Raw genomic sequence first — 22,228 nt, 5'->3', positions numbered from 1 at the left:
AAGAATGACAGGCTCGGCGGTTGGAGGTTCGCATCGATTTGCGTTCCTGATACAACTTCGCTGTGGGAATAGCACACACTGACGCTCCCGACACTGAACATCGCAAAACGACCGAGGCATTCCCGTGACCGACAAACCAACCAGCGAGCGTCACATGGCGATCAAAGTCGTGATGATGCCGAGAGACACCAATCCACACGGCACCATCTTCGGCGGCGTGATTCTGAGCTATATCGACCAAGCGGGAGCCGTTGGTGCGTACCACGAAATCAGGAAAGCTGGCTGCGGACGAAAGCCAATAGTCACGGTGGGACTGAAGAGCGTAGCATTTCACCGGCCCGTTTTTGTGGGTGACGTAAGTCTCTGACCGCATTCGTCGATTCTGGCTCAAAACAACATTGCCTGCTGGTCGGTCGCGACGGACGATTCCGGTGATTCCTCATTTTTCAGCTCGAGTACGTGTGCTTCAATCTCACCGACAAAGGGGAACCATCTCGGCATCAGGTTCTCGCTAGCAGATAACTGCCAGGCGTCAGCTTGTTGGATTCGCTGTAGCAGCGAACGGAGCTTCGCGCGGTAGCGGCGTTCCTGCATGATCGCCTCCTCTTCATCCACCGGCTGAACATATTCGATCACCAATTCGAATGGACAGCCGCACTGCAGTTCACGTCGGCGACTGGCGACGTCTGCCGATCTCCCGACCTTTACGAACTTTGCGCCGAAGCATTCACACGTGATGAAGTAAATCCCCGAATTTTCCAAACCGACGCCTCCGAGTTCTCGACATGATCCAGGCCCATTCTAGTTGCGGATTGGTTTCGGGTGTGAATCGCGAGTGATTCTCTTGCCGCGTGAAGTCGCCTCGATCTCGAGCTGGATGGCTTTAGTGTGACAAAGTCTCGAAAATCTTGGCGACAAGTGCACAGATCCATTTTCAAGCAGTTGGAGGTCGCCTTCTATCCTCCGGTGGCTGACTTCGGATTTTGCTCCGGCCGATGAAACCGGAGCGTCTTCGGTTGGGGCCGGTTCGGCGCATCGGTGTACAGATTCCGAAGACACCGAAGCGGATTTGGGCCAATCGAAGATCGCCTCGGTCGATGCAACCGCTGTAAGTCGCAAGCTATCCAAAGTCGCGTCGGTGTGGCACTTACGGACCGAATGATCAGAATCCGATCGTGTCGACAACTGGCACATTTTGTTGGACACTCATTGGATTGAACGCCTTCATGTTGAGGAACATCTAGATGGTCGATCACGAACGAATCGCCAACATCGGATCGAAGATTAGGGAACTTGAGCTACGGAAAGGCGACAAACGTCTTTTCCATTGCTGCCACGATGACCATGGCGACAAACTTGTGGTTAGGGAGCAGCCGCCGAAGGGATTTGAAAAGAACAATGAGTCATACGAGCCGCGTTTGTGTGTTGCTCGCAGCATCCCGCAATGTTTTGCGGCGATGTGCAAGGGCCGGAAAGATACAGTATTCGTATACGAAGTCGACCAACCAGCACTTGCTACTACGTGCAGCGGAACAACCGACGCGCCTCTCACCAGCGAGTACTGGCTACCCCCAGGGGCAACTCTGGCCAAGGTTGCGACGATTGAGGCCGACAGAGTGACGGAAATCCACCGGCGAACATGGCAACTACTGGAATCGTTTTTGAAGCCATCCGGCATCCATTCCCGAGTTGCGTCCATTGTTGCAGCGTGCGAGGTTTTGGATGATCAGCTTGTTACAACCAGTCTAGAATTGCTACTACGAGCTGAGATAGGGCTCGAGGTTCCACCCGAAAACACGCGGTCATGAGGGTCTCAGGCCAGTGGGATCTCGCAAGTCGACAGGAACGCGATCTGGCGATGGAGGAGGTTCAGCGGCTGCTTTCCGAACCAGGATTAGAAATCGATTCGGTCTCATCCATACGCAAGCCCGGTGCAATCAATCCGCCCCCGATCGCCTTCCCTTGATCGTGACGACAGGCTCGACTCACGAGAACACTGTCACGACTAGGGGTGTGTCGTGTGGTCAGTCACGATCTATCGCGTCGAGCCCAGCCACATAGCCGCTGTGAAAGACGTTCCGAAACGCGGCCTAGACGAACTCATCGTCTTCGCCGTTCTCGCCACCGAGCCCCTTGCCGACTACTCGGGCCTCGATCTGCTTCAATTCGCGGAGGAAGAACGCGAAGGCTTCCCGCGTAACACGAGATTGGATAGCTTGCCTTCGCTCTCGCCAGATCCGCTCGTCTTCCTCGCGGTCGTGCCGATCGTCCTCATCTTCGTATCCGGTCATTTTGCCTTGCCTTCGGTGGATGTCTCCCACGGGCGACTCTGTTCGCACATTCGCTCGATCGCCTCACGGAAATGCCGCACGCTGAGCATCAACCAACCCATTGCCCAAGTCTGCAGCAACCGGCGGTAAAGTCGAATGGTCGCGCGATCGCTAATTCCGGCCATCATGTGAAGATCCATCAACAGATTTGCTCGTGGACGCAGCGATAAATTCGGCAATGTCCGCTGGGCTTCCGGCCTCTTGCCACTCGGTGAGAACACGTTGGTACTCGTCTCCGTTAACCACGTCGCATTTGCCTTCGCGACTCAGATCAAGCCAGGCAAGGCGGAATTCATCGATTTCATTTTTCATCGGATGTCTCTCAGAGAAAGTAACGGGAACTGTAAATTGTCGTCGCTTCGGATCACTCGATCAACAGCAGTGCCTGGTCAATCTCTCGTGGCCGCTGATTCACCCCAGTACACCCGGCGCGGCCTGAAATTGAGTCCCAACGCGTTCACGTTGCTGCCCGCCTAAGTCCGCAGGAGTACCTTTGACGCTGTGAGCGTTGATCGCGGGAACCCGCTTTTCCTCCGTGTTGGCTTTCGTGCTTCGTCGTCGGCCGATGTCGTCCATGCGTTCACCGCCGGGGGACTCCTCTGCAGTTGCGAGCCGCTCGAGCCTAGCTGCGGTGAGTTTTCGTAAGGTTTTCTCGGCCGTGAGTCCCAACGTCGTAAATCACTGCTGCGTTACCGCATCTTCCCGACAGCCCAGCACACGAAACCGACCAAGAACGCCCCTCCGCTCTCAACCACGGATCCGCTTATCAGGAAGAACAGCGACTTGAATACGAAAATGATCGCAGCGATGACTTGAAGCGAAGGTCGCTTGTCTGGATGCTGCCGTTCGCTTGACTCGTCGACCTCAGTGGCTGGCTCATACGGATTGATCATGTCTCGCCTTCGCTGACCGGCGTGGCGACCAGCTCAATCAGCTCGAGGTCATGGCGAACCAACCTGACGAAGCGATCGAGCATCACCTCGGCGGCTTGCTTGGCGTCGATGTGTTCCGACGTGCTGCCTCTCGGTGCTCGTGAACAACGCACCGTGGGGAAGCTCCCTTCTCCGCCGCCAGGCAGATTGAAGATCGGTGCAAATTCCGGATTTTAAACAACGATTGCAGGCGACCGCCTGCTGAGACGGACGTGCCCCAGACCGCGGAACAGTGACGGATCGAGTCCTGGATCCCGTCATGCGTTACTGGGCACGCCTTCAGCTGTTGAATCGCCGCGGGTCGCCGGAATCAATGCCCTGCATGGCCGGGATCGGGGCAATAGCAAAAGCCTGCGACACCGTTGCGGATCGCAGACTTTCATTGGCTATCAGGGACTGCCGCTCAGACCGTTCGACTGCAAGCATCTGCCCGGTCCAAGGTGTGCTGGCAGCCATCGGGATTGAGCGGATTGCCTCGACAATTAAACTGATCGCCATGTCGTGATCGGTCGCGATGAGTCGAAAGATCACCGAGCCGCTGCACATCCAACTGCTGGCTGCCGGCGAAAGCGTGTCCTCATAGCCCCTCTACCTTCCAGGCAAACGCGTTACCTGGATTCCAAGCTCCAATCGTGGTCCCGGTTGTCAAGCCAAACCGTACGAGAGCAAGCGCAACGCGGTAGTGAATGACCTCAACAACAGCGTAAAGATCAACGCTTGAATCACACGCTCGAATGACGACGCTTTCAGGTGCCCGGTCAAGCCATAGAAGGCCCAGGCGGTTTGCCCTGTCCGAGCCCGTAACGATGAGCGAACTTTTCGATGGCTGCTTTGTGAGCACCGTAGCGACTTTTGGCCCACAGCGGATGAGTTGCATCGAGTGGTCGATCGTCAAGAATTTGATCGTGGACGGCGCACGTCGCGAACGCGATGAAACGGCCGGCTCTCGCTGAGCGTGTGGCTCCGATCAGCTTCAGTGTGCCCACGACGTTTTCTGGACGAAGTTAATGATGTCGCCGTCGTCTCCACCAAAACCGGCCCCGGGGACGGTAAAACGCGGCATGGACAACCGCGTCGCAGCCTCTGACGAGCGTCCTAGTGCTCTCAGTTTCACCCAGGTCACGTTCGATCCACTCGACTTCATCCATGTTGTCAAAACCGCTTGTGTCGCTCGACGAGCGGTGCCAGCAGCGTAATGGGTGACCAAAGCGTCCGGGGCGTGTTCCACCGGTATCGGATTACTTCGCTCTAACAGGGTGAAGCGGTCCGCGAGAACGGTCAGACCTGTCACGAACGTAGCTGGAGCCTCGCAACTTGGAACATCGGTCAAGATTGCAGGTCGGTGTTCAAGCGGTCGAGGAACCGATCAACGCTCCCCTTGCTGTAATCAACACGGCGGGTGCGATGGCCGATGAGTAACACACTTTCATCCCGGTGCTACAGAACCTTCATCGCTTCCTGCAGTCGACCGAGATCATTGAAGCGGTTGCACGGTAAGTTATTGGTGGAAAAGAAATCTTTCGCACCACTTGGGACGACTTGGCACGTCCTCCAGAAAGCAGTTGCCAGAGGAAAGGCTCGAAAGACCGACAACAACACCGTGCCTCGTTGCGGCACTGACGAAAAAGTTTGCTATAGAAACGGTCTACCACATTGATAATGAATTGGCCTATTCCTATCTATATTGTAGAATAGCGATTGGTCAAAACTATTTGGCTATACCTGTCGATCTTTATTCGTCTCAGCAACCTATCGTATATATATTCTGGAAATCGAATGTCAGACGCAACCATCAAAGTCAAACTTTCGCTTGCCCAGCGAAAAGTCATTTGTTTACTGATGACCACACTCTATCTCCGCCTCATGCTTATCACGCCCAGCCCGAGGGTGATTATGTTTTCCCTTAGAGAGTTGGTGGAGATTCACCGGAGAGCTTGCGAAGCAAGGGACCAACTAGAAAGTGGCAGTCTCCGCAAAATCCTGGCCCGTATCGGGGACATTGTTGGCGAAGCGATCAAAAAGGCAAAAGCAATCGACTCGCCATCAGTTTAATGTCTTCAAATGAACGGACGAGCAGCGGTATTCAACTGGTGGTTGCTTTGACGCTTCTGTTTCTGCCACCAGAGATTGGTCATTGAGGACGTATGCCCAACTAGCTCCTGAGTATCATCGTAACCGTTCACCAGAGCCATTGTAGACGCGGGTTTTAGGCTATTGGGTTTACTTTGCTTCCCAATGGAGAACCCCATGAATCGAGCCGAAACCGCGAAGCTTTGGACAGAGCGTCTGCAACGATTCGAACAAGCTTAGACGACGGTCGCTCAGTTCTGTGATTCCGAAGGTGTTTCGCAGTCTTCGTTCTACTACTGGAAACGCAAGCTGCGGCCGGCACAAGATCCGAAAGCCTCCGCCGTGGCGAAGTTCGTGCCCGTCTCGTTCAAGGACACATCGGATCGCCCCGCACCCGCAGCTGATCACGTGATCGCGACGATTGAACTTCCCGGTTGCATCCGCATTCGTGTCGAAGTGCCAGCTGATTCTCAGCCGAAGCCGCCTCGCAAGAGCGACCGCAAGTTCCCTGACCACTTGCCGCGCATCGAGCGGATCGTTGACCTTCCCGAAGATCGACGCGAGGGCTTGAAGCTGATCGGCTATGACGAGATCGAAACGCTCGAGTGGATCCGGCCCGAGCTTCGTGTACGCGTCAATAAGTACGCCAAATACGTTCAGCCGGTTGAAAAGAATCGTGTCGACGATGAGCCGTCCATCATCAGCCCCGAGCGTCCTACCGGACTGGTCGCTGGCGATCGCTTCGATCGGTGTCGAAGTCATTGCCTGGAAACGCTGCTATCACCTGCCGTTTTACCGCCATCAAGTCCGGTCGCCGGCAGCGACTGGACGCCAAGTCGTAGCACGCTGGCGAATATCGAAAGCTCCGTCGAGTTCGCACTTCGCCCACTGGCTGAACGCCTGCGGCCGTTTCTCAAGACAGATGCTTGTGTGGACTGTGATGACACAGGCGTAGTGCTGATCACGCCCCAGGCGATTCCCGGCTTGTCGAATCATCCACGCCCTGAGCGAATCGGCGAGGTGCTTGAAAAAGCGATCGCATCGGGCAAGCCCAGCATCCAAGCGAACTTCTGGGGCTACTACGCATCGCGTCTTCCGGTGGTCGCGTTCGACTTCACGGTCAGTCGTCACCGTGACGGCCCCGGTGATGTGCTGGCGGATTACGAAGGAACGCTGCTCGGCGACTGCTGGTCAGGTTTACAAAAGATCGATGTTCGCAGCGACTCGCGAATCACGTTTGCAGCGTGCTGGGCGCATGCGCGTCGCAAGATCGACGAGCGCCGCATTGCGTTCCCAATCCAAGTGGCGAAGCTGAAATCGCTGATTCGGATGCTTTATGGCATCGAAGATCAAATCAAAGACCTCAATGACGCAGTGCGATTGTCATGGCGGCAGTGCCTCTCGCGTCACGTGCCTGGCTTGATCGACGAACACTTGCGAAGCGAAACAATGAGTTCGCCAAAGGTCCTTCCCAAAAGCAATCTTGGCTAGGCGGCAGCGTACGTGCGTCGACACGGTGCGGCACTGAAGCGGTTCACCGCAGACGCTTGGGATCAGGTCACCACCTCAAACGACTGTGAGCAGTTGATGAAGCGAGTGGCTACAGGCCGCAAGAACTGGCTATTCAAAGGCTCGTTATCGGCGGGTGAACGAGCGGCGAACTTGATGACAATCATCGGGACAGCGATCCGCAGTGACTTGGGTGTTCACGCGTATTTGGATGATGTGATGCGCCGAACCCTTGCTGGTGAAACCAACTGGTCAGTGCTGAGTCCACCTGCCGGGAGAGACTCGAACCCGGAATCCATCCGCGACTACCGGCACGACGAACGCCGACAAGCGGCCGACCGCAAGCGAGTCCGACATGCCCGCCGTCGACGCCTCAACAAATAGCCGTCACCCCACCGGGCAGAATGGTGCGGGTGGACAATTACCGTATCATCAGCATCACGACCGCAGCATTTGCTCCACCGATCGCCGCCAATCAGTTCATCGGAGCCAAATCGAACGCCCGTCGAAACGAATCACGGAGCCGGTTGTGCCTGGGCTGATCTTCAGGACTGGAAGCTGATTCGCTTTGATCGTCGTCAACATCCTGCGTGACCGCTTTCATCGCTTCGACCATCCGCTTTGTAAAGTTGACCGACTTCATTGAGGCAAGGGCGTTCAGGGACTTCATGTGGCGGTTGAACGCCGACTCGATCTTCTTCAGTCGGTGCTCGCTGATCTGGACGTTGTCTGCGGGTCTCTTGGCTTCACGGCCTTCGTGGAAGTAAAGCTGCAGCCACGTCGCGAGCGATTGGTCGACCAGCATCTTTTCCACTACCGTACCGTTCGTCTCCGCCATGAGCTCGCGCTTGTGCTCGGCCATCTGAACATCTGGCGCCATGCCTGAAAAATCTCGGGGGTTCGGGGGCTGGCCCCTGACCAGCATGGGCGAAGGAATCAAAAACTTCAAGATTTTTGATCTGCGCTATTGCCAAAAACAACACCGTCGCTATCCCGATCGCTTTGTTCTGTCTAATTGGGCACTTCGTACCGAGATTCTAGTAGCGATGTTTCGATTTGCTGTTTCGCATGCTCGTCCCCGTCGGCTGGGTAGATGGCAGTAATCTGTGCACAGCCTGTGGTTGTACCGAAGGCCACTGTACAAAACTGTTGCGGGTATCTCGCATTTAGCCGATTGCCGTGGACAAGCAGCGTCGGTCGCCCTGCTACGTCACGAATTACCTTTTCAGTCAGTTCCATGCCAGATGGCAGCATACGATCAGCTACGAAGTCATCGACAACGGATTGGAGTGTCGTTCCCGGAGCGTGGGCTAGCGTCACACTCGTGCGCGTCGTCTTGTTGTGCCAAATTCGATGTTCGTCATTCCAGTCGAATCCATCAGGTGCAACGAAAACGAATCGCGGTTCGTTCGTGTCGACATCGACTCCGACGACCGTTTGCGGTAACTGTTCGATGGAAACATGACGATCTGAACAGCCGAGTGCGAGGGTAGTCAGGGCGATGAATGCAGTGGTTCTGATAGAATCTAATAATTGCAGAACGTTGGCCATCTGTGGGAACGGCGGAGCGACGTGCACCTGCCAAGACGTGAACACCGTCCTCCATTGCATGGCATTGTCACCCACTTTCGTTTTGCTCGTTACAAGATCGCGTGACGAAATCATGGTAGTCAATGTACTTCTGGTTCGCGGTGTCAAAATATTCCGGCCATTGGTCGGGATCCTCTTAAAGCTTGCGGGCGAGTGTAAAGAACTTGTCAGCGGCTGTGCATTCGAGTGCCGCTAAAATTTCGCTGCCTCCACGAACGCGGTCGAACTCACGTTCGGCAGTCGCCATTGCGTCTCGTGCATCGATCACGAGACGTTACCCAGTCACAAACGTTGCGCAAACGGTTGATGAGCAGTAGCGTGCCAATTCGGTATTTCAGACTTCAGTTCCCTCTCAAGCAAATGTGCAAGTCACGTCGGGTGACGGAGCGGTTCAGAGGAGACGCGCGTACGAATCGACACTTCGAAATCGTCAACTCGCGACCTCTAGTGTAACCGATGGTTACCCGCCAATTGGAAGCGACGATTTATTCAGCAGCCCAATCTTTGCCGCAGTCTCATCGTCAGCATACCAGTAAATCTTACCTCGTTCGATAAACACATTCAGCTCATCGGTCCAGAACGGGAAAGCACTGCAGAGATCAATACGGTATTTGGCTGGCATCGCGACAACGTCAGCATGAAGATCCGAGATCAGTTCGAGAGTCACGTAATCGACGCCCTTGGTCTCAATGCAGGGAAAGTAGTCAGCGGGCGCATACCGATTGACATAGTACGGGCATTCGCGATCGATCCCCAATTTTCCGTAGTGTTCAAGCGTCGAAATTACGTTTGCGATACATGCATCGTACTCATCGGTGTCGTCCATGATGAGGCCGTTGAGTTCTGATCCGTGGAGACCTCCAACCTCAAGGTATCGATCACGTTGGTCATGAGTGATGCGTACTAACGGTACTTGCATTTGATTGTCGGTGCATCCGCAAACCGTCGCGAAGCCAAGAGCGAGCAGCAGCGTGATATGAGTTTTCATTCGGGCAACGGTAGACATCACGGGATCGGGCCGTGAAAATTTGAACTGGAAAAACGCGTGACTCGCGACTCCCGTGCAATTCTTTGGTTCGCGGCTCTTTAGTGGCGGGTCGCATTGTTAAAGTATCATCGCCAAAAGCGATCGAGCAAGCGTGAGATCACTCCGGGAGGGGATAGTTCATCTTCGTATCTCGGCCACAGTGAACGAAAGGTTAGACGATCCGTTTCTCTCTGGCAATATAAATCAAACCCCCCAGAAAAGCAGTTTTCTGCAATGGTCTGAGTTCGCACATGTCGGACCGCAAAAAGAACGTCGTTCCAAAGGTTGGGATCGTGCAGTGCCGCATCCGACTCATCGTCAGTCGGACGCAAGGTATATTCGCACCAAAACATGTCCCTCCAAGCCGGGTCCGTCAGTTCGGCTAGGGTCGCTCTGTCGACCTCAATGACGTAGAGCGGACCGGGTCTAAGTTCAGGCCACATTGGGTCACCTCGGTCGGCGAAAGAATCCATGGAAGTCCTAGGTTTGGTGCGTGGGAGCCATTCGCAAAAAACTGGCGACTCGAACCTGTGATATGAGCAGTTTGCGGCTGCCTGACACATTCACTCCACCCAACAAACACCAGGACAGACGTGACATGAACATTCTCGCACTCGATCTCGGCAAATTCAACTCGGTTTGTTGCTTCTTCGACAGCAAAACTCGATAAACAAAGTTCCTCACTGCCCCCACCAAACGCGATCAGATCGCCAGCATCGTCTAGGACTGACAAAGGCGATGTCCTGAATCTCGCTCGGGTGTCCGCGAGGAGTGAACTATAGCCTGTTCCCATGCCATCGTACGAGAAGCCACATGGCTATTTTGAGATGCTACCCATTCTCGTCCGCGTTGCTGACAAACGGCACGCCGCATAGGCAGTGCAAGAAGCACGGCGAGCACTGCGTCACCCTCACCAATTGATCACGCGTCAGTCAGTGCCTCGCAGAGCAGACGTTGGTTGATGCCTCGCAGGGCTGGCGTCGGTTGTCATGGATCGGGCGCTGGACCATGCGCCGCAGGGCACACTTGGCAGTTCACCCACGCTCGGCGTTAGCACAGCTTCGTCTCGCAATGCTACTGATTACCGGGAGGCGGCGAACGTCGCAACCATCCCCAAAACGCCCACCATCGCGGTTCCGAGTGCAGCGGATTGTTACCCGTTGTGTGCGACTTCATTGAGGGAGACGAGCCTACCAGATCCTCGATACGAGCGAGCAGGTCGTTGTCACCGATCCGTTCGGCCAGCGCATACGCCCAGCTGATGCCCTCTTGGCATTCATCGTTAGCGTTTTGGAGGTCACCAGTGGCGGCACGTAGAGACCGTGCAGCGACGTCGGCGACATCACGAACCGACTTGACCTGATCCGCTGAAAGTCGTCCAAACGGCGTGTTGCGGTCGGATTCGTCCAGAGACAAGCCCTGCGAATACAACTCAGCTTTGCCAGTCAATCTTGTAGCAGCGTTCGCCGAATCTCGGAGCTCAGTGTCGGGCAACTCATTGGAAGCAGCAGTATTCGCCTGTTTGATTGATTGATCAATTGATGCCAACGTTGACGGGTCAGCAAAAGTGGCAATAGCAGAACGCATCTCTGCTGCTGCACCAGCCAGCAATCGGACACATTCTTGATGTGAGAGTTGAAGCATTTTTTGTCGGTTAACGTCGGTGATGTGCGGGTGGCACGGAACGATTTACCACTGCGAAAATGGCGAGCAACCCGACTCCATCACCATCGCATTATTATCCCCGGTTTTCGTTGAGCGATGCGAGTTCGGCGAGTGTGGTCCACCAAGAACGATGCTCGTAGTACATGTCCCATTGAGGATTGCCGAAGCCGGTAGGATAGCAAGCGAATCGCAAAACGGTCAAATCCTTGAAGTGCCGCCAAGGAAGTAGATTGAGGTTTACATTCCGCCGTACAGCGATGGGGCCAGCTTGGATTTCTATGTCCGCGGCAATTCGAGCACCAATGTAGTAGCGCCCGAGTCGTTCGCTTGGCGCCACGACCGTCAGCCGATTGTCTGCAAAGTTGTCACGTTGTGAAATGAAGCTATCCCATTTCGGGTTTCGCTCCAGTTCCCATTGTGAACCGCCGGTAGCGGTTAGCGTCACAGAGGAGTCAGCGTCGCTGAAGGCAGTAGAAGCCGTAACGATGCCGCGATCCATCATGGAAGAGAGCGTCGCATGAAGCTGTCCACGAGTTAGCCCGTGGGAGTATCCCACGTTCATGTGCAGTGGGTAAACGTCGTCTGAAAGGCACCGTGTCATCACGGTATGCTCCCAGAGGAAGTCGCAAAGTAGCAACTCTGGATCCGACAGATCTGTCCGGCCGGACCGTCGTGGAGGTGTTTCCATTCAGTATGTGGGATAACGTTAACGATCACGTGGTCGCAGCGAACGACTCACCACTCCCAAAAACTCAACTCGGCGACGCAGGTGCAGCGTCTGGTGTTCAGGATTCTTCGCACTTTAGAAACTCGTTATGATGCGGCGTGTCGATCGTATCGTAAAGCACCATCCGGTTCAACAGCGATCATGCGAATTGCCTTTGCACGCACCATGCATCTCTGCCCGTCTTCGTCTTCCATGATTACCATCCCATCGCTTGCAACGTGGCCAGCAAAACAGGATTCCAGCCGCGAAGAACGAAAGCGTGGCGGTGATTAGTGGACACAGGTTGAGGGACACAGCACTCTCGCGGATAGTTTGACTCCATTCATGCAGGAGAACGGCGACTAGCCTGACAAAATGCTGTGTCTCCAGGCTCTGGTGTCCCCAGGCTCTGTCTATGAACCTCGGCGTCGTCCGGCAGCGCCCCCTCAGGATTCTTCTATGATGTGGGAAGAAGCCCGGCCCTTCACTGGACGACCCTCTCGCCACTCCACTACGTACTCACGTCGATGCGGGGCGAACGCCTGCGGTTGTTCTTCGGTTAGAATGGTCTTCTGAGGTGATGATGCGGTTGCGGGCCTTTTTTTGCGACGCGGACCCTCGCGGGCCGGAACTCTTGCCTGCTTCGGTGCATCTAATCGACGAGTTGGTATAGATTGGTTGTGACGATCGAGAGAGAAAAATGCTTGTGGGACGGATGACATCGATCAGTGCGCTTGCCCTTTTGTTGGGGTGCATCGTTTCAGCCTGTGCCGCAGGAGAACCGCGGCTGTGGTCCGACCGCACGGGCAAATTCAGTGTTCACGCTGAAATGGTTCATCTGGAGAACGGTAAGGTCCGGCTGCGAAAGTTGGATGGTTCCGTTATCGACGTGCCGCTGGACCAACTCAGTCCCTCCGACCAGCAGCACGCGTCCACGAATCGAACAGTGTCCCGCTCGGGTCCCGGCTCTAGCAATGTGGTAGCGTCGAGGCGGGGTGATTCTGGTGGCGGGCAGGCGGCCGCGAACTTAGATCAGATCGCGGACTCAGTGGTCATGATTTCGACAAGTGACATGACGGGCGGTTCGGGATTCGGAAGCGGGTTTGTAGTTGGTCCAGGGCTGATTGCAACCAATCATCACGTGGTCGAGCAAGCCATGAAGGCCGAGGTTCGTTTTCGTGATGGCACGACCGTCAAAGTGGATGGATGTGTCGCCATTGATGAGGGGCGAGACATCGTGATCCTGAAAGTGAAATCGATTCCGCGGGGAGTCCAGCCGCTGCGAAGTTCTCGAGCTCCCAAGATCATCTTGGGCATGCCAGTTGTCGCGATCGGCCACCCACAAGGATTCAGTCACACGATCAGTCGCGGAAGTGTCAATGCACTGCGACGAACGGAGGAGCTGCCTGCCACGGTCCAGAGGGATCTTCAGGCGAACCGGAATACGACTTGGGTTCAAACCGATGCGGTCATATCCAATGGAAGTAGCGGCGGACCGATTCTGGACTCAGACGGGCGTGTCATCGGCATTGCGACTTGGATCATTCCCGGCGAGCAATTGGGATTTGCCGTTCATGTCTCTCACTTAGACGAGCTTCAGGAGCAAGCGAGCACGACCAAACAGATCGTGCCCTTTCCGCTGAATTCACCCGCTGATCATCCTATGCTGCCCCTGGAAGAAGAGGTCGCCTTGGTGATCAACCAGCTTTCTCGCTGGATGGAAGAGGTCATGGTTCGCGATCTGGACGAAGTGAGCTTCGACGAAATTCATCCAGCCAAGGAGTTTGTGCCACGATTGGTAAAGTTAGCCGCTTCGAAGCCCAAAACCCGGACCGCGTTCCAAGCGTTGTACGCGGCATTGCAGTTGGGTGCTTCCGGCCCAGAATGGGTGGCGCCCCAGGTGGTGGAAGTGATCAAGCAGTTGCAACGTGATCACTTTCGAGACAAAGGGTTGAAATACGTCGCATTCGCCTTGATTCCGGTTGATAGTGACGTGTCGCGAGATTTTTTGAAGGCGATGGTCCAGCATGGTGCCGATGAGGATACCAAGTCGTGTGCGGCTTTGGCGTTAGCCATTCAACTGAAAAATGGTAGCACCGGTACGATGGCCGACGATCAGCGACAGCTCGTCAGTCGACTGTTAAAGTTTGCAATCCAAAGCGGTACGACGACCGAGATCCAAGGCGAATCAGTTTTAAATATTGCCAAGTCGATGCATCACGCTATCGAGCATTTGAGTGTTGGTGTGTCACCTCCGCTGTTGAAGGGACAGTCCAGCGAGGGTCATTCACTCACGCTGGCGACCAAGCCAGGCGTTGCTTCGTTGGTCCTGTTTTCTGCCTCATGGTGTGGTCCCAGTGAGCGTCTGTATCCGCATCTTCGCAATTACCTTCGCCAGTATGGCGATGAGAAACTGCAGATCATTGGCGTCTATGGTGATGATATGGCAACGGTGAAGCAACTTCGTCAAACAGGAAAGGTGACTTGGCCGTCCATTCCTGAGCCATCGTCGAACGCCATCTTCGAAACGTGGCAAGTGAACTCGCTGCCGACAGTTTACTTGATCGATGAGCAAGGCATTATCCGTTTTGTCTCGGTTGGCTATCCAGGACAAAAGCTTGATCAAGAAGTGGCTAAATTGCTTGGCCCATCCGTGGCACCCGAACCCAGGCAAGAGATTGATTCACAACGGCCACCTCGCACGATCGTGATGCCCCCTCGGGCTGCGACAGCGCAACCCCGTTCGAACCAAGAGTTCAACGTGGGCTTGGTCAGAAATCCAAGTCCCGTGGATCTTTCAAACGCCGTCAATTGTGGATTGGCTGCTGGCAATCCTCTGGTCCCCGCCGATCACCTTGGTGGGGTCCCACGTGGCGACGTGATGATGGCCGGCATTCCTTTTCAGATCACCGATGAGTATGTGCAATTGAAAGGTAAGAAACTCCGTGAAGAGTACCCCCTGTCGGTTCAAGTGCCCGTCGGACGCAACTTTGACTATTTGTTCCTGTTGGATGGATGCAAGCAGTCTCAGACCGGAGGGCGATCAACTGTTGCGACGGTCACATTCATTTACGAAGATGGTTCAAAAAAGCGTCAGGAGCTGAACTACGGGACACATCTAACGGACTATTGGGTGCGTGGGAAGCCAACGGATTTGCCGAAAGCTGATCTCGCCTGGACTGGAACCAACGACGCGATCCAAGACAAACCTGCTTTCACGCTGTCGTTGTTCGTCACCCGAGTGGTCAATCCCTACCCAGAACGGAAGGTCGAGGAGATGATCTACGAATCGAGTTATGCCGGGCTGATCGCTCCGTTCGCGGTTGCCATGACCGTCGCGGACTACGAGTGACTGGAACTGACAAGTCGGGTGTTTTGAAATGCCGATCCACTCATACCATCCGACAGCCATGGCGATGACGAAGCCAGAGGGACATAGCACTCTCGGAGGAGCCAAAGGGACATAGAGGAGCCAAGGACATAGCAATCTCGCGGCTGGTTTGGCTCCATCCGTGTAGGGCGATAGAGTGACGTTAGCGGCTGGCGGCAAAGTTCCTGAGAATGCGAGGCGAATGATGTCCCGAATGGCAGGCTGTGAAATTTTTGATCCCGATGAGGTGGCCATCGCCCATGTGTACACTCGCGTGTGCCGGAGGTGCTTTCTGTTGGGAGACGATCCGTTCTCCGGTAAAAACTTCGACCACAGAAAGGTCTGGATCGAGGAGCATTTGCGACAATTCGCTTCCTTTTTTGGGATCGACTTGCTTGGCTTTTCGATTTTGTCAGACCATTTTCATCTCATCTTGCGTTCGCGCCCCGACGTCGTCGCAACGTGGAGTGATGAGGAAGTGGCGCGGCGGTGGTTGATGCTGTGCCCCCACCGCCGCACAGCTGATGGTTTACCAATGACACCGACTGATCCCGAGATCAAGTCCATCGCCGGGTGTCCTATCAAACGCACGGAAATCCGCCAGCGACTGAGTAGTTTCAGTTGGTGGATGCGGTTGCTGTGCCAACGGGTAGCGACGCGGGCAAATCGCGATCGACGAGCAGACCGATTCGGTGGGCCCGTGTGAAAGTGCATCGAGAAAACGTTGTAGCGAGAAAGGGTTCTAGGCCACGCGGAGGGCGGACTACTTGGAGCTACTAGACTAGACGGCCCGGCAAAGTGTCCCTGGTAAGCATCGCACCGCTGCGGGTGTGCCGCCCGTTCTGGTGCGGCTCGGTCTGGACAGAGCGACTTGGTGTGAACTGGTTGATGACTTGGACGCTTGTGCTGTAGCGACGCGGGGCGTCCTGAGTGTGTGGACTCGATGCGCTGCCACCGAACCCACCGCCGCTACCATCTCCGCCGCCGGGCTCGCGAGCTGCTGACGACACGCGGCTAGCGAATCTCGCCGCTTTTCGTGTGCACCAAACCGGTTCTAGGAACCGATGAAGATGGAGTACGCACCGACATCGCTTTGCCGCGTCAACGCCCAGGCTCAGCCTGACACTGGCCGGCCCCAATACCAGAGAAGTCAGCTCAAATTGCGATCGGGCGCATGCGGGGGAACGGCGGCTAACCTGACAAGATGCTGTGTCCGTGTCCCCGTTGCTGCGATGCTCTGGCTACTTGCTTTGCTCGAGCATCTCTAAACCGCAGTCCGATTGTTCTGCGACGACTGGTCGACTAGGGTGAGAGCAAAACAGTGTTCAATACCGTGAAGGCTTCGTCATCATCAAGCGACTATGTTTCCTTATTGTCTCGTTCACCGCGGCCTCATTCGTAGGCACCTGTCCAGCGGCAGAGCCAGCCACAGCCTTCGCAGAATCACCGCCGCGGTACTACGCGCCGGTTGAACGCACCAAGGCCCAACGCCTCACATTCGATGTCGCTGTCTACGGCAGCACCCCGGGTGGAATCACCGCCGCAATTCAGGCGGCGCGGATGGGCAAGGAAGTCGCACTCATTTCGTTCGGCCCCCATGTCGGCGGCCTGACCACGGGTGGTCTGACAGCGACCGATATTGGCACGAACACATCCGTCGGCGGGTTGGCTCGCGAGTTCTACGACCGAATGGGAAAGATAACTGATTTCAGCTCTCATGAGGCCGAGATTAAGTTTCTTGAGATGCTCAAAGAAGCTGGCGTTACGGTACTGCTTCGCCGACCGTTAGAGTCCGCTGCGCTCAGCGACAAGCGGATCCAATCGATCTCGTTAATGACCGGCGAGACGATCGTGGCGAAGATGTTTGTCGATGCGACCTACGAAGGAGACTTGTACGCAGCCGCAGGCGTCTCCTATCGAGTCGGCCGCGAGCCAAGGTCCGCCTTTGACGAATCGCTCGCAGGACAATGGCAGACGGAATCATGGAAAGGCGTGTACCAGTTCTGCGATCTGCCTATCAGCCCGTTCGTCCATTCGGGTGACCAGAACTCGGGCCTCCTCCCAGAGATTGCGATCGAGCCCGCCGGCAAGCCTGGTCAAGGCGACTACAAGGTCCAGGCTTACAACTTCCGCATGATCTTGACAAACAAGGACGGCAAGATCCCCTTCCCCCAACCCAAACGCTACGACGCCAGTCGGTATGCACTGTTGGCACGCTTTTTGAACTTCGATGCCAATATCAAATGGACACTGAACTACACCACCGAGCCAATGACCGACGGTCCGGTGCAGATGCGTCGTGGCGACTCCAATAACGCCGGCAGCCTCTCCAGCGACTATGTCGGCGGCAACTATCAGTGGCCCGATGGCACCTACGTCCCTGGCTCGTTCGATGAACTGCCCGAGCCTCGCCGAGGATTGCCGATGCCCATGGCCGCGCTGTACGAGTTGCGTGAAAAGATCTTTCAAGATCACATCGACTACCAGGTTGGCATGATGCATTTCCTGGCCAATGACCCAAGTATCCCCAAGCCGCTGCAGCAACGCGTCAATACGTTCGGACTGGATCCCAATGAGTTCAAGAGCTCAGGTCGCTGGCCCCACGAACTCTATGTCCGCGAAGGCAGGCGGATGGTCTCGGACTACATCATGAACCAAGACAACTGCGAGGGAAAACGCATCGCGGAGGACTCGGTCGGCCTCGCTTCATACGCGATGGATTCACACTTCTGCCAACGCGTGGTTGTCGTGCGCGACGGCAAAACTACCGTCCGCAATGAAGGCGGATTCGGCAAGCCATGTCCCAAGCCCTTTCCCGTCGCGTACCGTTCGATCGTGCCAAGCAGGCGTGAGTGCGAAAACCTGTTAGTGCCCGTCACTCTGTCATCCACCCACGCCGCCTATGGCTCAATCCGCATGGAACCGGTTTTTATGATCCTCGGCCAAAGCGCAGGTGTCGCCGCTTCCATGGCGATCGATGCAGAGGCAACGGTGCAAGACATTCAATACGACAAGCTGCGAGAGCAACTACTAGCGATTAGCCAGAAGTTGCAGAACTAGTTCCTTAGGATGGCGAAGATAGCCGCCAGCCAGGGACACAGCCAATACTGTTCGGCACGGCGTTGGGGTGCTTAGCAGAAGTGGTGGGCAGCGGCGATTGGCACGAAATTTGCGCACGCAATAGACTACCAAGCCCACTGCCCATTTGACATGTGTCGCTGCACCTGCACACGTAATGCCGTAAATAGCCAAGCCGACGCCCGCTGCCAAAGATGTCCAAGGACTGAAGTACCTCAAAGTGCTCCAGCCCCTGCTGCAGTCGTTGCATGAGGTCGGCACACAGCTGCATACCGCTGGTAAGCGCCAACTGCACACGGATCACTACTGCATGTTGATCCTGATGTGGATGTTCTCATCCAACCTGACCAGTCTCCGCGGGATCCCGCAGGCATCGACCCTACAAAGGGTTCAACGCAAATTCAAAATCCCCCGGGCCGCTCTGGGAACCCTCAGCGAAGCTCCCACCGTCTTTGATCCCGAAAAGCTCAAGCACATCGCCCTGGAACTCGGGCAGCAAATCCCAAGGATCGCCCGGGCTGAGGCGGACAATCCACAGGCGAAGATCGACAAAACGCTCACCGCCGTCGACGGATCGGTCGTCAAACTGCTGACGCAGATCGCCGAACCTGCTTGACGCTTCGCTGAGATTGTTTTTTTCAAAAACAAAGCAGCCAAGTGGACCGGTGACGCAGCCGATCACATAGCCCCTCCGGCGATGCCGGTCCATTGGGATGGTTTTCGTATTTGAGCGATCAGCGAAAACTTCTCTACCCGCATTAAAATCGCCGCCCCCAAACGCCGTGCCGAACAGTATTGCCCCCGTCCCGTTTTCTTTCTCGCACCGATGTTGCTTTGCCGCGTCAACGCCCAGGCTCAACCTGACACTGGCCGGCCCCAATACCAGAGAAGTCAGCTCAAATTGCGATCGGGCGCATGCGGGGGAACGGCGGCTAGCCTGACAAAATGCTGTGTCCCCAGGCTCTCTTCCCCAGGCTCTCTTCCCAGGCTCTCTTCACGCTGCAGACTTTCAGCTCGGAGAGCTGAGCGACAATCACCGCGAAATGGCACAAACCTGGCGATTACCGATGTATGATGGACACTCTTGCCCGTCAGAGGTTTCGATGTCGGCCAAGGGTGGCCAACCTACGATTACTTCGACATCCAGCGGGTTCGACGGTTCACGAGAACCGCACACAAACGCGCCAGCGGCTGATATGGTTTTACGCACGTACCTAGGTGCAGGTGCTTACCTCTTAAAGAAATATGGCTAAATGAAATCACGCACGTCTCAAGCAGCTTGTTTACTAGTCGCCTCTCTACTGCCAATGATCCTGGCGAGCGGACGGCATGCCGAAGGCGATGACGATCCGGCACCGCAATCGTTTGAGCTGCGAGTCGTCGATTTGGAAGGAGTTGCCGTTCCCGGCGCCGCTATATATATCAGGTCGCGACCCAAGGTCAGTGCGACCGCAATCGTGGTGGGCAAGTTCGCGAAGGCGAACTCCTATGGGATCGAAGCCACCGCAGACTCCAATGGAATTCTGCGATTGGAAGCGAATTCGCTTCCTCGAGATTTTTCGCTCTCAATCTTAGCTGAGGGGTTCGCACCTTTTTGGGCTGAGTTCGACCAAGATCGCGAATCGCTTCCTGAATCGTTAACTGCGTCGATCGAGCCTGCCTGGACGGTCGGAGGCGTCATTCTGGATGCCGGTAGACACCCTGTGTCGGACGCCGTGGTTGGCCCGAGTTTCCAATACCGCAAGCCACCAGGGAACACGAGAGCCCTTCATGTCGGCACCTCCGTCAAAACCGACGAATTCGGGCGGTGGCAATACGGTCACGTTCCCGTTTCCAAACTGGATGTGCACGTGACGGTCAACCATCCTGACTACCAGCCATTCCGGATGGCTCTACCGAGGAGTGAATTTGAATCGAAACCCGACCATCCATCCCCGGGAACAATCACCTTGACTCAAGGGTATACGTTGGCTGGGTTCGTTCGTGATCCCGCCGGCAACCCAATCAAAGACGCGACCGTCCGAACAAAATTTCTCAATGAAATACGCGAAACGAAGTCAGATGAGTACGGTCGGTATCAGCTCACTGGCTGCGACGAACGGCACTGCCGGGTCGTCGTGTTCGCCAAGGGGCGTGCGCTGGAGATGAAAGACGTTGGTATCGGTCCAGAGATGGAACCCGTCGACTTTGTATTGCCGAAAGGCGGGCATGTTAAAGTGCGAGTCGTCGATGCGGATGGAAATGGACTGCCCAACGCGAGTATCTTTTTGCAACGATGGCGAGGGCGCGTTGACTATTTCGAGTTCGATCATGTGGACTGCCACACAGACGAACATGGGGTATGGGAATGGAACGAAGCACCGCTCGATACCTTCGAAGCCGACATCGGTCCACGCGGTGGTATGACCATGGTCAGGCAACCCATCATCGCCCGCGAAGCCGAATATGTTTTTCAACCGCCTCCGCTGTTGGTCATTACCGGCCGGGTTCTCGATGCCGAATCTGGCGAACCGATTACCGATTACCGGGTGACTCCTGGGCATCGCAATGACAACCCGAGAATCGGTTTTGACTGGTATCGAGGCGAGTCGTATACGTCCAAAACATCGAACTACCGCGTGCAGTTCGATCGGTCCGGAGTTGGATATCTCGTTCGCATCGAAGCCGCAGGATACCGCGTGACTCAGTCGCGTGACTTTAATTCGGACGAAGGCGATGTTACCTACGATTTCCGGTTGGAGAGAGCCGCCAGTTTGACCGGGCAGATTGTCGACGCAAAGGGCCAGACTGCGGGCGGCGCGAAGCTCGCGATCGCTGACGAGCACGCTCAGATCTCGATCGATAACGGCGAAATGGATGATTCATCCACCTATGCAACCAGGTTGGATGCCGACGCCGATGGCAAATTCAGCCTGCCGGCGCGAGACGACCCGTTTCATATCGTGGTCGTTCATGAGCATGGCCATGCGTTCGTATTCTCGGAATCGATCGAGCCCGGTGACAAGATTGAGCTGACACCCTGGTCGTCCATCAAAGGCACGTTCCGCATCGGAGCGAAACCAGCAGCAAACACGCGACTGAATATTTCCGGCGGCACTTTTCGTCCGGCGAATGGAAATTCCGTGCGAGTTTACGCCGACGCTGATGCCATCACGGATGAACAGGGAAACTACCGACATGATAGAATCTTTGATGGTCGAGGGCTAGTCGATCGTGAGATCATTGTGATGGTGGAGGATGGTGCGTCGGAAGTTGCGTCGACACCACGGGTGCCGTTCACAGTAGCCCCTGGAGAGAGAGTGACCGTCAACCTAGGCGGCACCGGTCGATCGGTGACGGGCCATTTGCAGTGCCCCAATGACAATGGCAAACCGATCGCTTGGAACCTCGCGACAATGATGGTCAGGAAGCGCCTCGTGGTCCCCGTTCCGCCTGTCGATCGGCAAGCGATGATGCAGATACCGGGGCAATGGGAAGCGTGGCTGCGCACTCCTCTCGGCATCAACTACCTCGTCAGTGTCCAAGTCTACGAGCGCCAACAAGCCGAGGCAGTCGGCTATTTTGCCACCGTCGGCAGAGACGGATCGTTCCGGATCGACGACATGCCGGAGGGCCAGTACGAGCTCGACGTCATGATGCAACCCGGGCATCGCGGTTCCATCCGTGGCTACAAGTTTTCAATTCCGCTGATGGAAAGCGAACGAGTCCAGGAACCGGTGGATCTGGGCGTGATTACGTTGGAGTGAGCATTGATTCTTGAACGAAAATGATGCACCTAGCACGACCGAGCTAGACCTTAATCAAGCGAAGCTTGATTTTCCCTTGTAACTGTTCACGGTTTTAAAACTGATATTCGCGGATTCGGCGATGTCGGTTAGAATTCTACGCCATGAGCACTGGGAACGGATGTCCGGAATGTGAACGCTGGGAGCAACGCTTCAATGAGTTGGA

23 protein-coding genes and 2 pseudogenes are annotated in these 22,228 nt (G+C 55.6%); 10 read left to right on the top strand and 15 right to left on the bottom strand.

The window, feature by feature from the left end; all coding sequences use genetic code 11:
- Positions 1-124 precede the first annotated feature (124 nt).
- Entirely contained in the window at positions 125-367 is a 243-nt protein-coding gene (locus Poly21_RS24575) for an acyl-CoA thioesterase (protein WP_302120524.1), read from the top strand.
- Between the two features lie 20 nt (positions 368-387).
- Here Poly21_RS24575 and Poly21_RS24570 read toward each other — a convergent pair whose 3' ends face one another.
- From Poly21_RS24570 to Poly21_RS24545, 10 genes are all read right to left on the bottom strand, one after another.
- Positions 388-762, bottom strand: coding sequence for a GIY-YIG nuclease family protein (locus tag Poly21_RS24570; protein ID WP_302120522.1), 375 nt, complete (start codon positions 760-762; stop codon positions 388-390).
- 1,328 nt (positions 763-2,090) lie between these two features.
- On the bottom strand, positions 2,091-2,291 hold the full coding sequence (locus Poly21_RS24565; RefSeq protein WP_146409733.1) for a hypothetical protein: 201 nt from the start codon (positions 2,289-2,291) through the stop codon (positions 2,091-2,093).
- Positions 2,288-2,458, bottom strand: a complete 171-nt coding sequence (locus Poly21_RS27935; RefSeq protein ID WP_302120519.1) for a hypothetical protein — start codon at positions 2,456-2,458, stop codon at positions 2,288-2,290. The genes Poly21_RS24565 and Poly21_RS27935 overlap by 4 nt, the downstream gene beginning before the upstream one ends.
- Positions 2,442-2,642 carry a hypothetical protein gene (locus tag Poly21_RS24560; RefSeq protein WP_146409732.1) on the bottom strand — a complete coding sequence of 67 codons (201 nt, stop codon included), beginning with the start codon at positions 2,640-2,642 and terminating at the stop codon, positions 2,442-2,444. Before Poly21_RS24560 ends, Poly21_RS27935 begins: the two co-directional genes overlap by 17 nt.
- Positions 2,643-2,741: 99 nt before the next feature.
- Positions 2,742-2,999, bottom strand: a complete 258-nt coding sequence (locus Poly21_RS27930; protein WP_302120517.1) for a hypothetical protein — start codon at positions 2,997-2,999, stop codon at positions 2,742-2,744.
- Positions 3,000-3,019: 20 nt separating this feature from the next.
- A complete protein-coding gene (locus Poly21_RS24555) occupies positions 3,020-3,223 on the bottom strand; it encodes a hypothetical protein (protein ID WP_146409731.1) in 204 nt (67 codons plus the stop codon).
- On the bottom strand, positions 3,220-3,375 hold the full coding sequence (locus Poly21_RS27925; RefSeq protein ID WP_302120516.1) for a hypothetical protein: 156 nt from the start codon (positions 3,373-3,375) through the stop codon (positions 3,220-3,222). The genes Poly21_RS24555 and Poly21_RS27925 overlap by 4 nt, the downstream gene beginning before the upstream one ends.
- 166 nt (positions 3,376-3,541) lie before the next feature.
- Complete coding sequence (locus Poly21_RS27920; protein WP_302120515.1) at positions 3,542-3,793, bottom strand: hypothetical protein; 252 nt, start codon at positions 3,791-3,793, stop codon at positions 3,542-3,544.
- 227 nt (positions 3,794-4,020) lie between these two features.
- Complete coding sequence (locus tag Poly21_RS28375; protein ID WP_146409730.1) at positions 4,021-4,248, bottom strand: NAD-dependent epimerase/dehydratase family protein; 228 nt, start codon at positions 4,246-4,248, stop codon at positions 4,021-4,023.
- Positions 4,236-4,592 (bottom strand): hypothetical protein, encoded by a 357-nt coding sequence (locus tag Poly21_RS24545; RefSeq protein WP_302120513.1) that lies wholly within the window; start codon positions 4,590-4,592, stop codon positions 4,236-4,238. The genes Poly21_RS28375 and Poly21_RS24545 overlap by 13 nt, the downstream gene beginning before the upstream one ends.
- Before the next feature lie 995 nt (positions 4,593-5,587).
- On the opposite strand from Poly21_RS24545, the pseudogene tnpA reads away from it, so the two are divergent.
- The 3 genes and pseudogenes from tnpA to Poly21_RS28505 all read left to right on the top strand — a co-directional run.
- A pseudogene (gene tnpA / locus Poly21_RS28510) lies at positions 5,588-5,773 on the top strand (IS66 family insertion sequence element accessory protein TnpA); the annotation flags it as partial.
- A 15-nt stretch (positions 5,774-5,788) separates the two neighbouring features.
- Positions 5,789-6,823: an IS66 family transposase gene (locus Poly21_RS28370; RefSeq protein ID WP_436967525.1), complete on the top strand. Its 1,035-nt coding sequence runs from the start codon at positions 5,789-5,791 to the stop codon at positions 6,821-6,823.
- 12 nt (positions 6,824-6,835) lie between these two features.
- Positions 6,836-7,225 carry a hypothetical protein gene (locus Poly21_RS28505; RefSeq protein ID WP_146409727.1) on the top strand — a complete coding sequence of 130 codons (390 nt, stop codon included), beginning with the start codon at positions 6,836-6,838 and terminating at the stop codon, positions 7,223-7,225.
- Positions 7,226-7,316: 91 nt separating this feature from the next.
- Here Poly21_RS28505 and Poly21_RS24530 read toward each other — a convergent pair whose 3' ends face one another.
- The 5 genes from Poly21_RS24530 to Poly21_RS24510 form a co-directional block, all read right to left on the bottom strand.
- Positions 7,317-7,703 (bottom strand): hypothetical protein, encoded by a 387-nt coding sequence (locus Poly21_RS24530; RefSeq protein ID WP_146409726.1) that lies wholly within the window; start codon positions 7,701-7,703, stop codon positions 7,317-7,319.
- Positions 7,704-7,852: 149 nt separating this feature from the next.
- Entirely contained in the window at positions 7,853-8,506 is a 654-nt protein-coding gene (locus Poly21_RS24525) for a hypothetical protein (RefSeq protein ID WP_146409725.1), read from the bottom strand.
- A 385-nt stretch (positions 8,507-8,891) separates the two neighbouring features.
- Positions 8,892-9,419 (bottom strand): hypothetical protein, encoded by a 528-nt coding sequence (locus Poly21_RS24520; RefSeq protein WP_302120510.1) that lies wholly within the window; start codon positions 9,417-9,419, stop codon positions 8,892-8,894.
- Positions 9,420-10,532: 1,113 nt separating this feature from the next.
- Positions 10,533-11,102 (bottom strand): hypothetical protein, encoded by a 570-nt coding sequence (locus tag Poly21_RS24515; RefSeq protein ID WP_146409723.1) that lies wholly within the window; start codon positions 11,100-11,102, stop codon positions 10,533-10,535.
- 94 nt (positions 11,103-11,196) lie between these two features.
- Positions 11,197-11,724: a hypothetical protein gene (locus Poly21_RS24510; RefSeq protein WP_146409722.1), complete on the bottom strand. Its 528-nt coding sequence runs from the start codon at positions 11,722-11,724 to the stop codon at positions 11,197-11,199.
- Positions 11,725-12,529: 805 nt separating this feature from the next.
- Between Poly21_RS24510 and Poly21_RS28365 the strand changes: the two are divergent.
- The 6 genes and pseudogenes from Poly21_RS28365 to Poly21_RS24485 all read left to right on the top strand — a co-directional run.
- Positions 12,530-12,748 (top strand): annotated as a pseudogene (locus tag Poly21_RS28365) (SHD1 domain-containing protein); the annotation flags it as partial.
- A gap of 135 nt (positions 12,749-12,883) precedes the next feature.
- Positions 12,884-15,181: a trypsin-like peptidase domain-containing protein gene (locus Poly21_RS24505; protein ID WP_302120507.1), complete on the top strand. Its 2,298-nt coding sequence runs from the start codon at positions 12,884-12,886 to the stop codon at positions 15,179-15,181.
- A gap of 220 nt (positions 15,182-15,401) precedes the next feature.
- Complete coding sequence (locus tag Poly21_RS27910) at positions 15,402-15,905, top strand: hypothetical protein (protein WP_302120505.1); 504 nt, start codon at positions 15,402-15,404, stop codon at positions 15,903-15,905.
- Between the two features lie 641 nt (positions 15,906-16,546).
- Positions 16,547-18,259 carry an FAD-dependent oxidoreductase gene (locus Poly21_RS24495; protein WP_146409720.1) on the top strand — a complete coding sequence of 571 codons (1,713 nt, stop codon included), beginning with the start codon at positions 16,547-16,549 and terminating at the stop codon, positions 18,257-18,259.
- Between the two features lie 238 nt (positions 18,260-18,497).
- Positions 18,498-18,893, top strand: a complete 396-nt coding sequence (locus tag Poly21_RS24490; RefSeq protein ID WP_146409719.1) for a hypothetical protein — start codon at positions 18,498-18,500, stop codon at positions 18,891-18,893.
- A gap of 637 nt (positions 18,894-19,530) precedes the next feature.
- Positions 19,531-22,023 (top strand): carboxypeptidase-like regulatory domain-containing protein, encoded by a 2,493-nt coding sequence (locus Poly21_RS24485; protein WP_146409718.1) that lies wholly within the window; start codon positions 19,531-19,533, stop codon positions 22,021-22,023.
- Positions 22,024-22,228 lie beyond the last annotated feature (205 nt).

Source organism: Allorhodopirellula heiligendammensis (assembly GCF_007860105.1).
In the GTDB taxonomy this organism is placed as follows: Bacteria; Planctomycetota; Planctomycetia; order Pirellulales; family Pirellulaceae; genus Rhodopirellula; species Rhodopirellula heiligendammensis.
The sequence above is the reverse complement of the archived record's forward strand: the minus strand, read 5'-3'. Positions and strand labels throughout refer to the sequence as shown.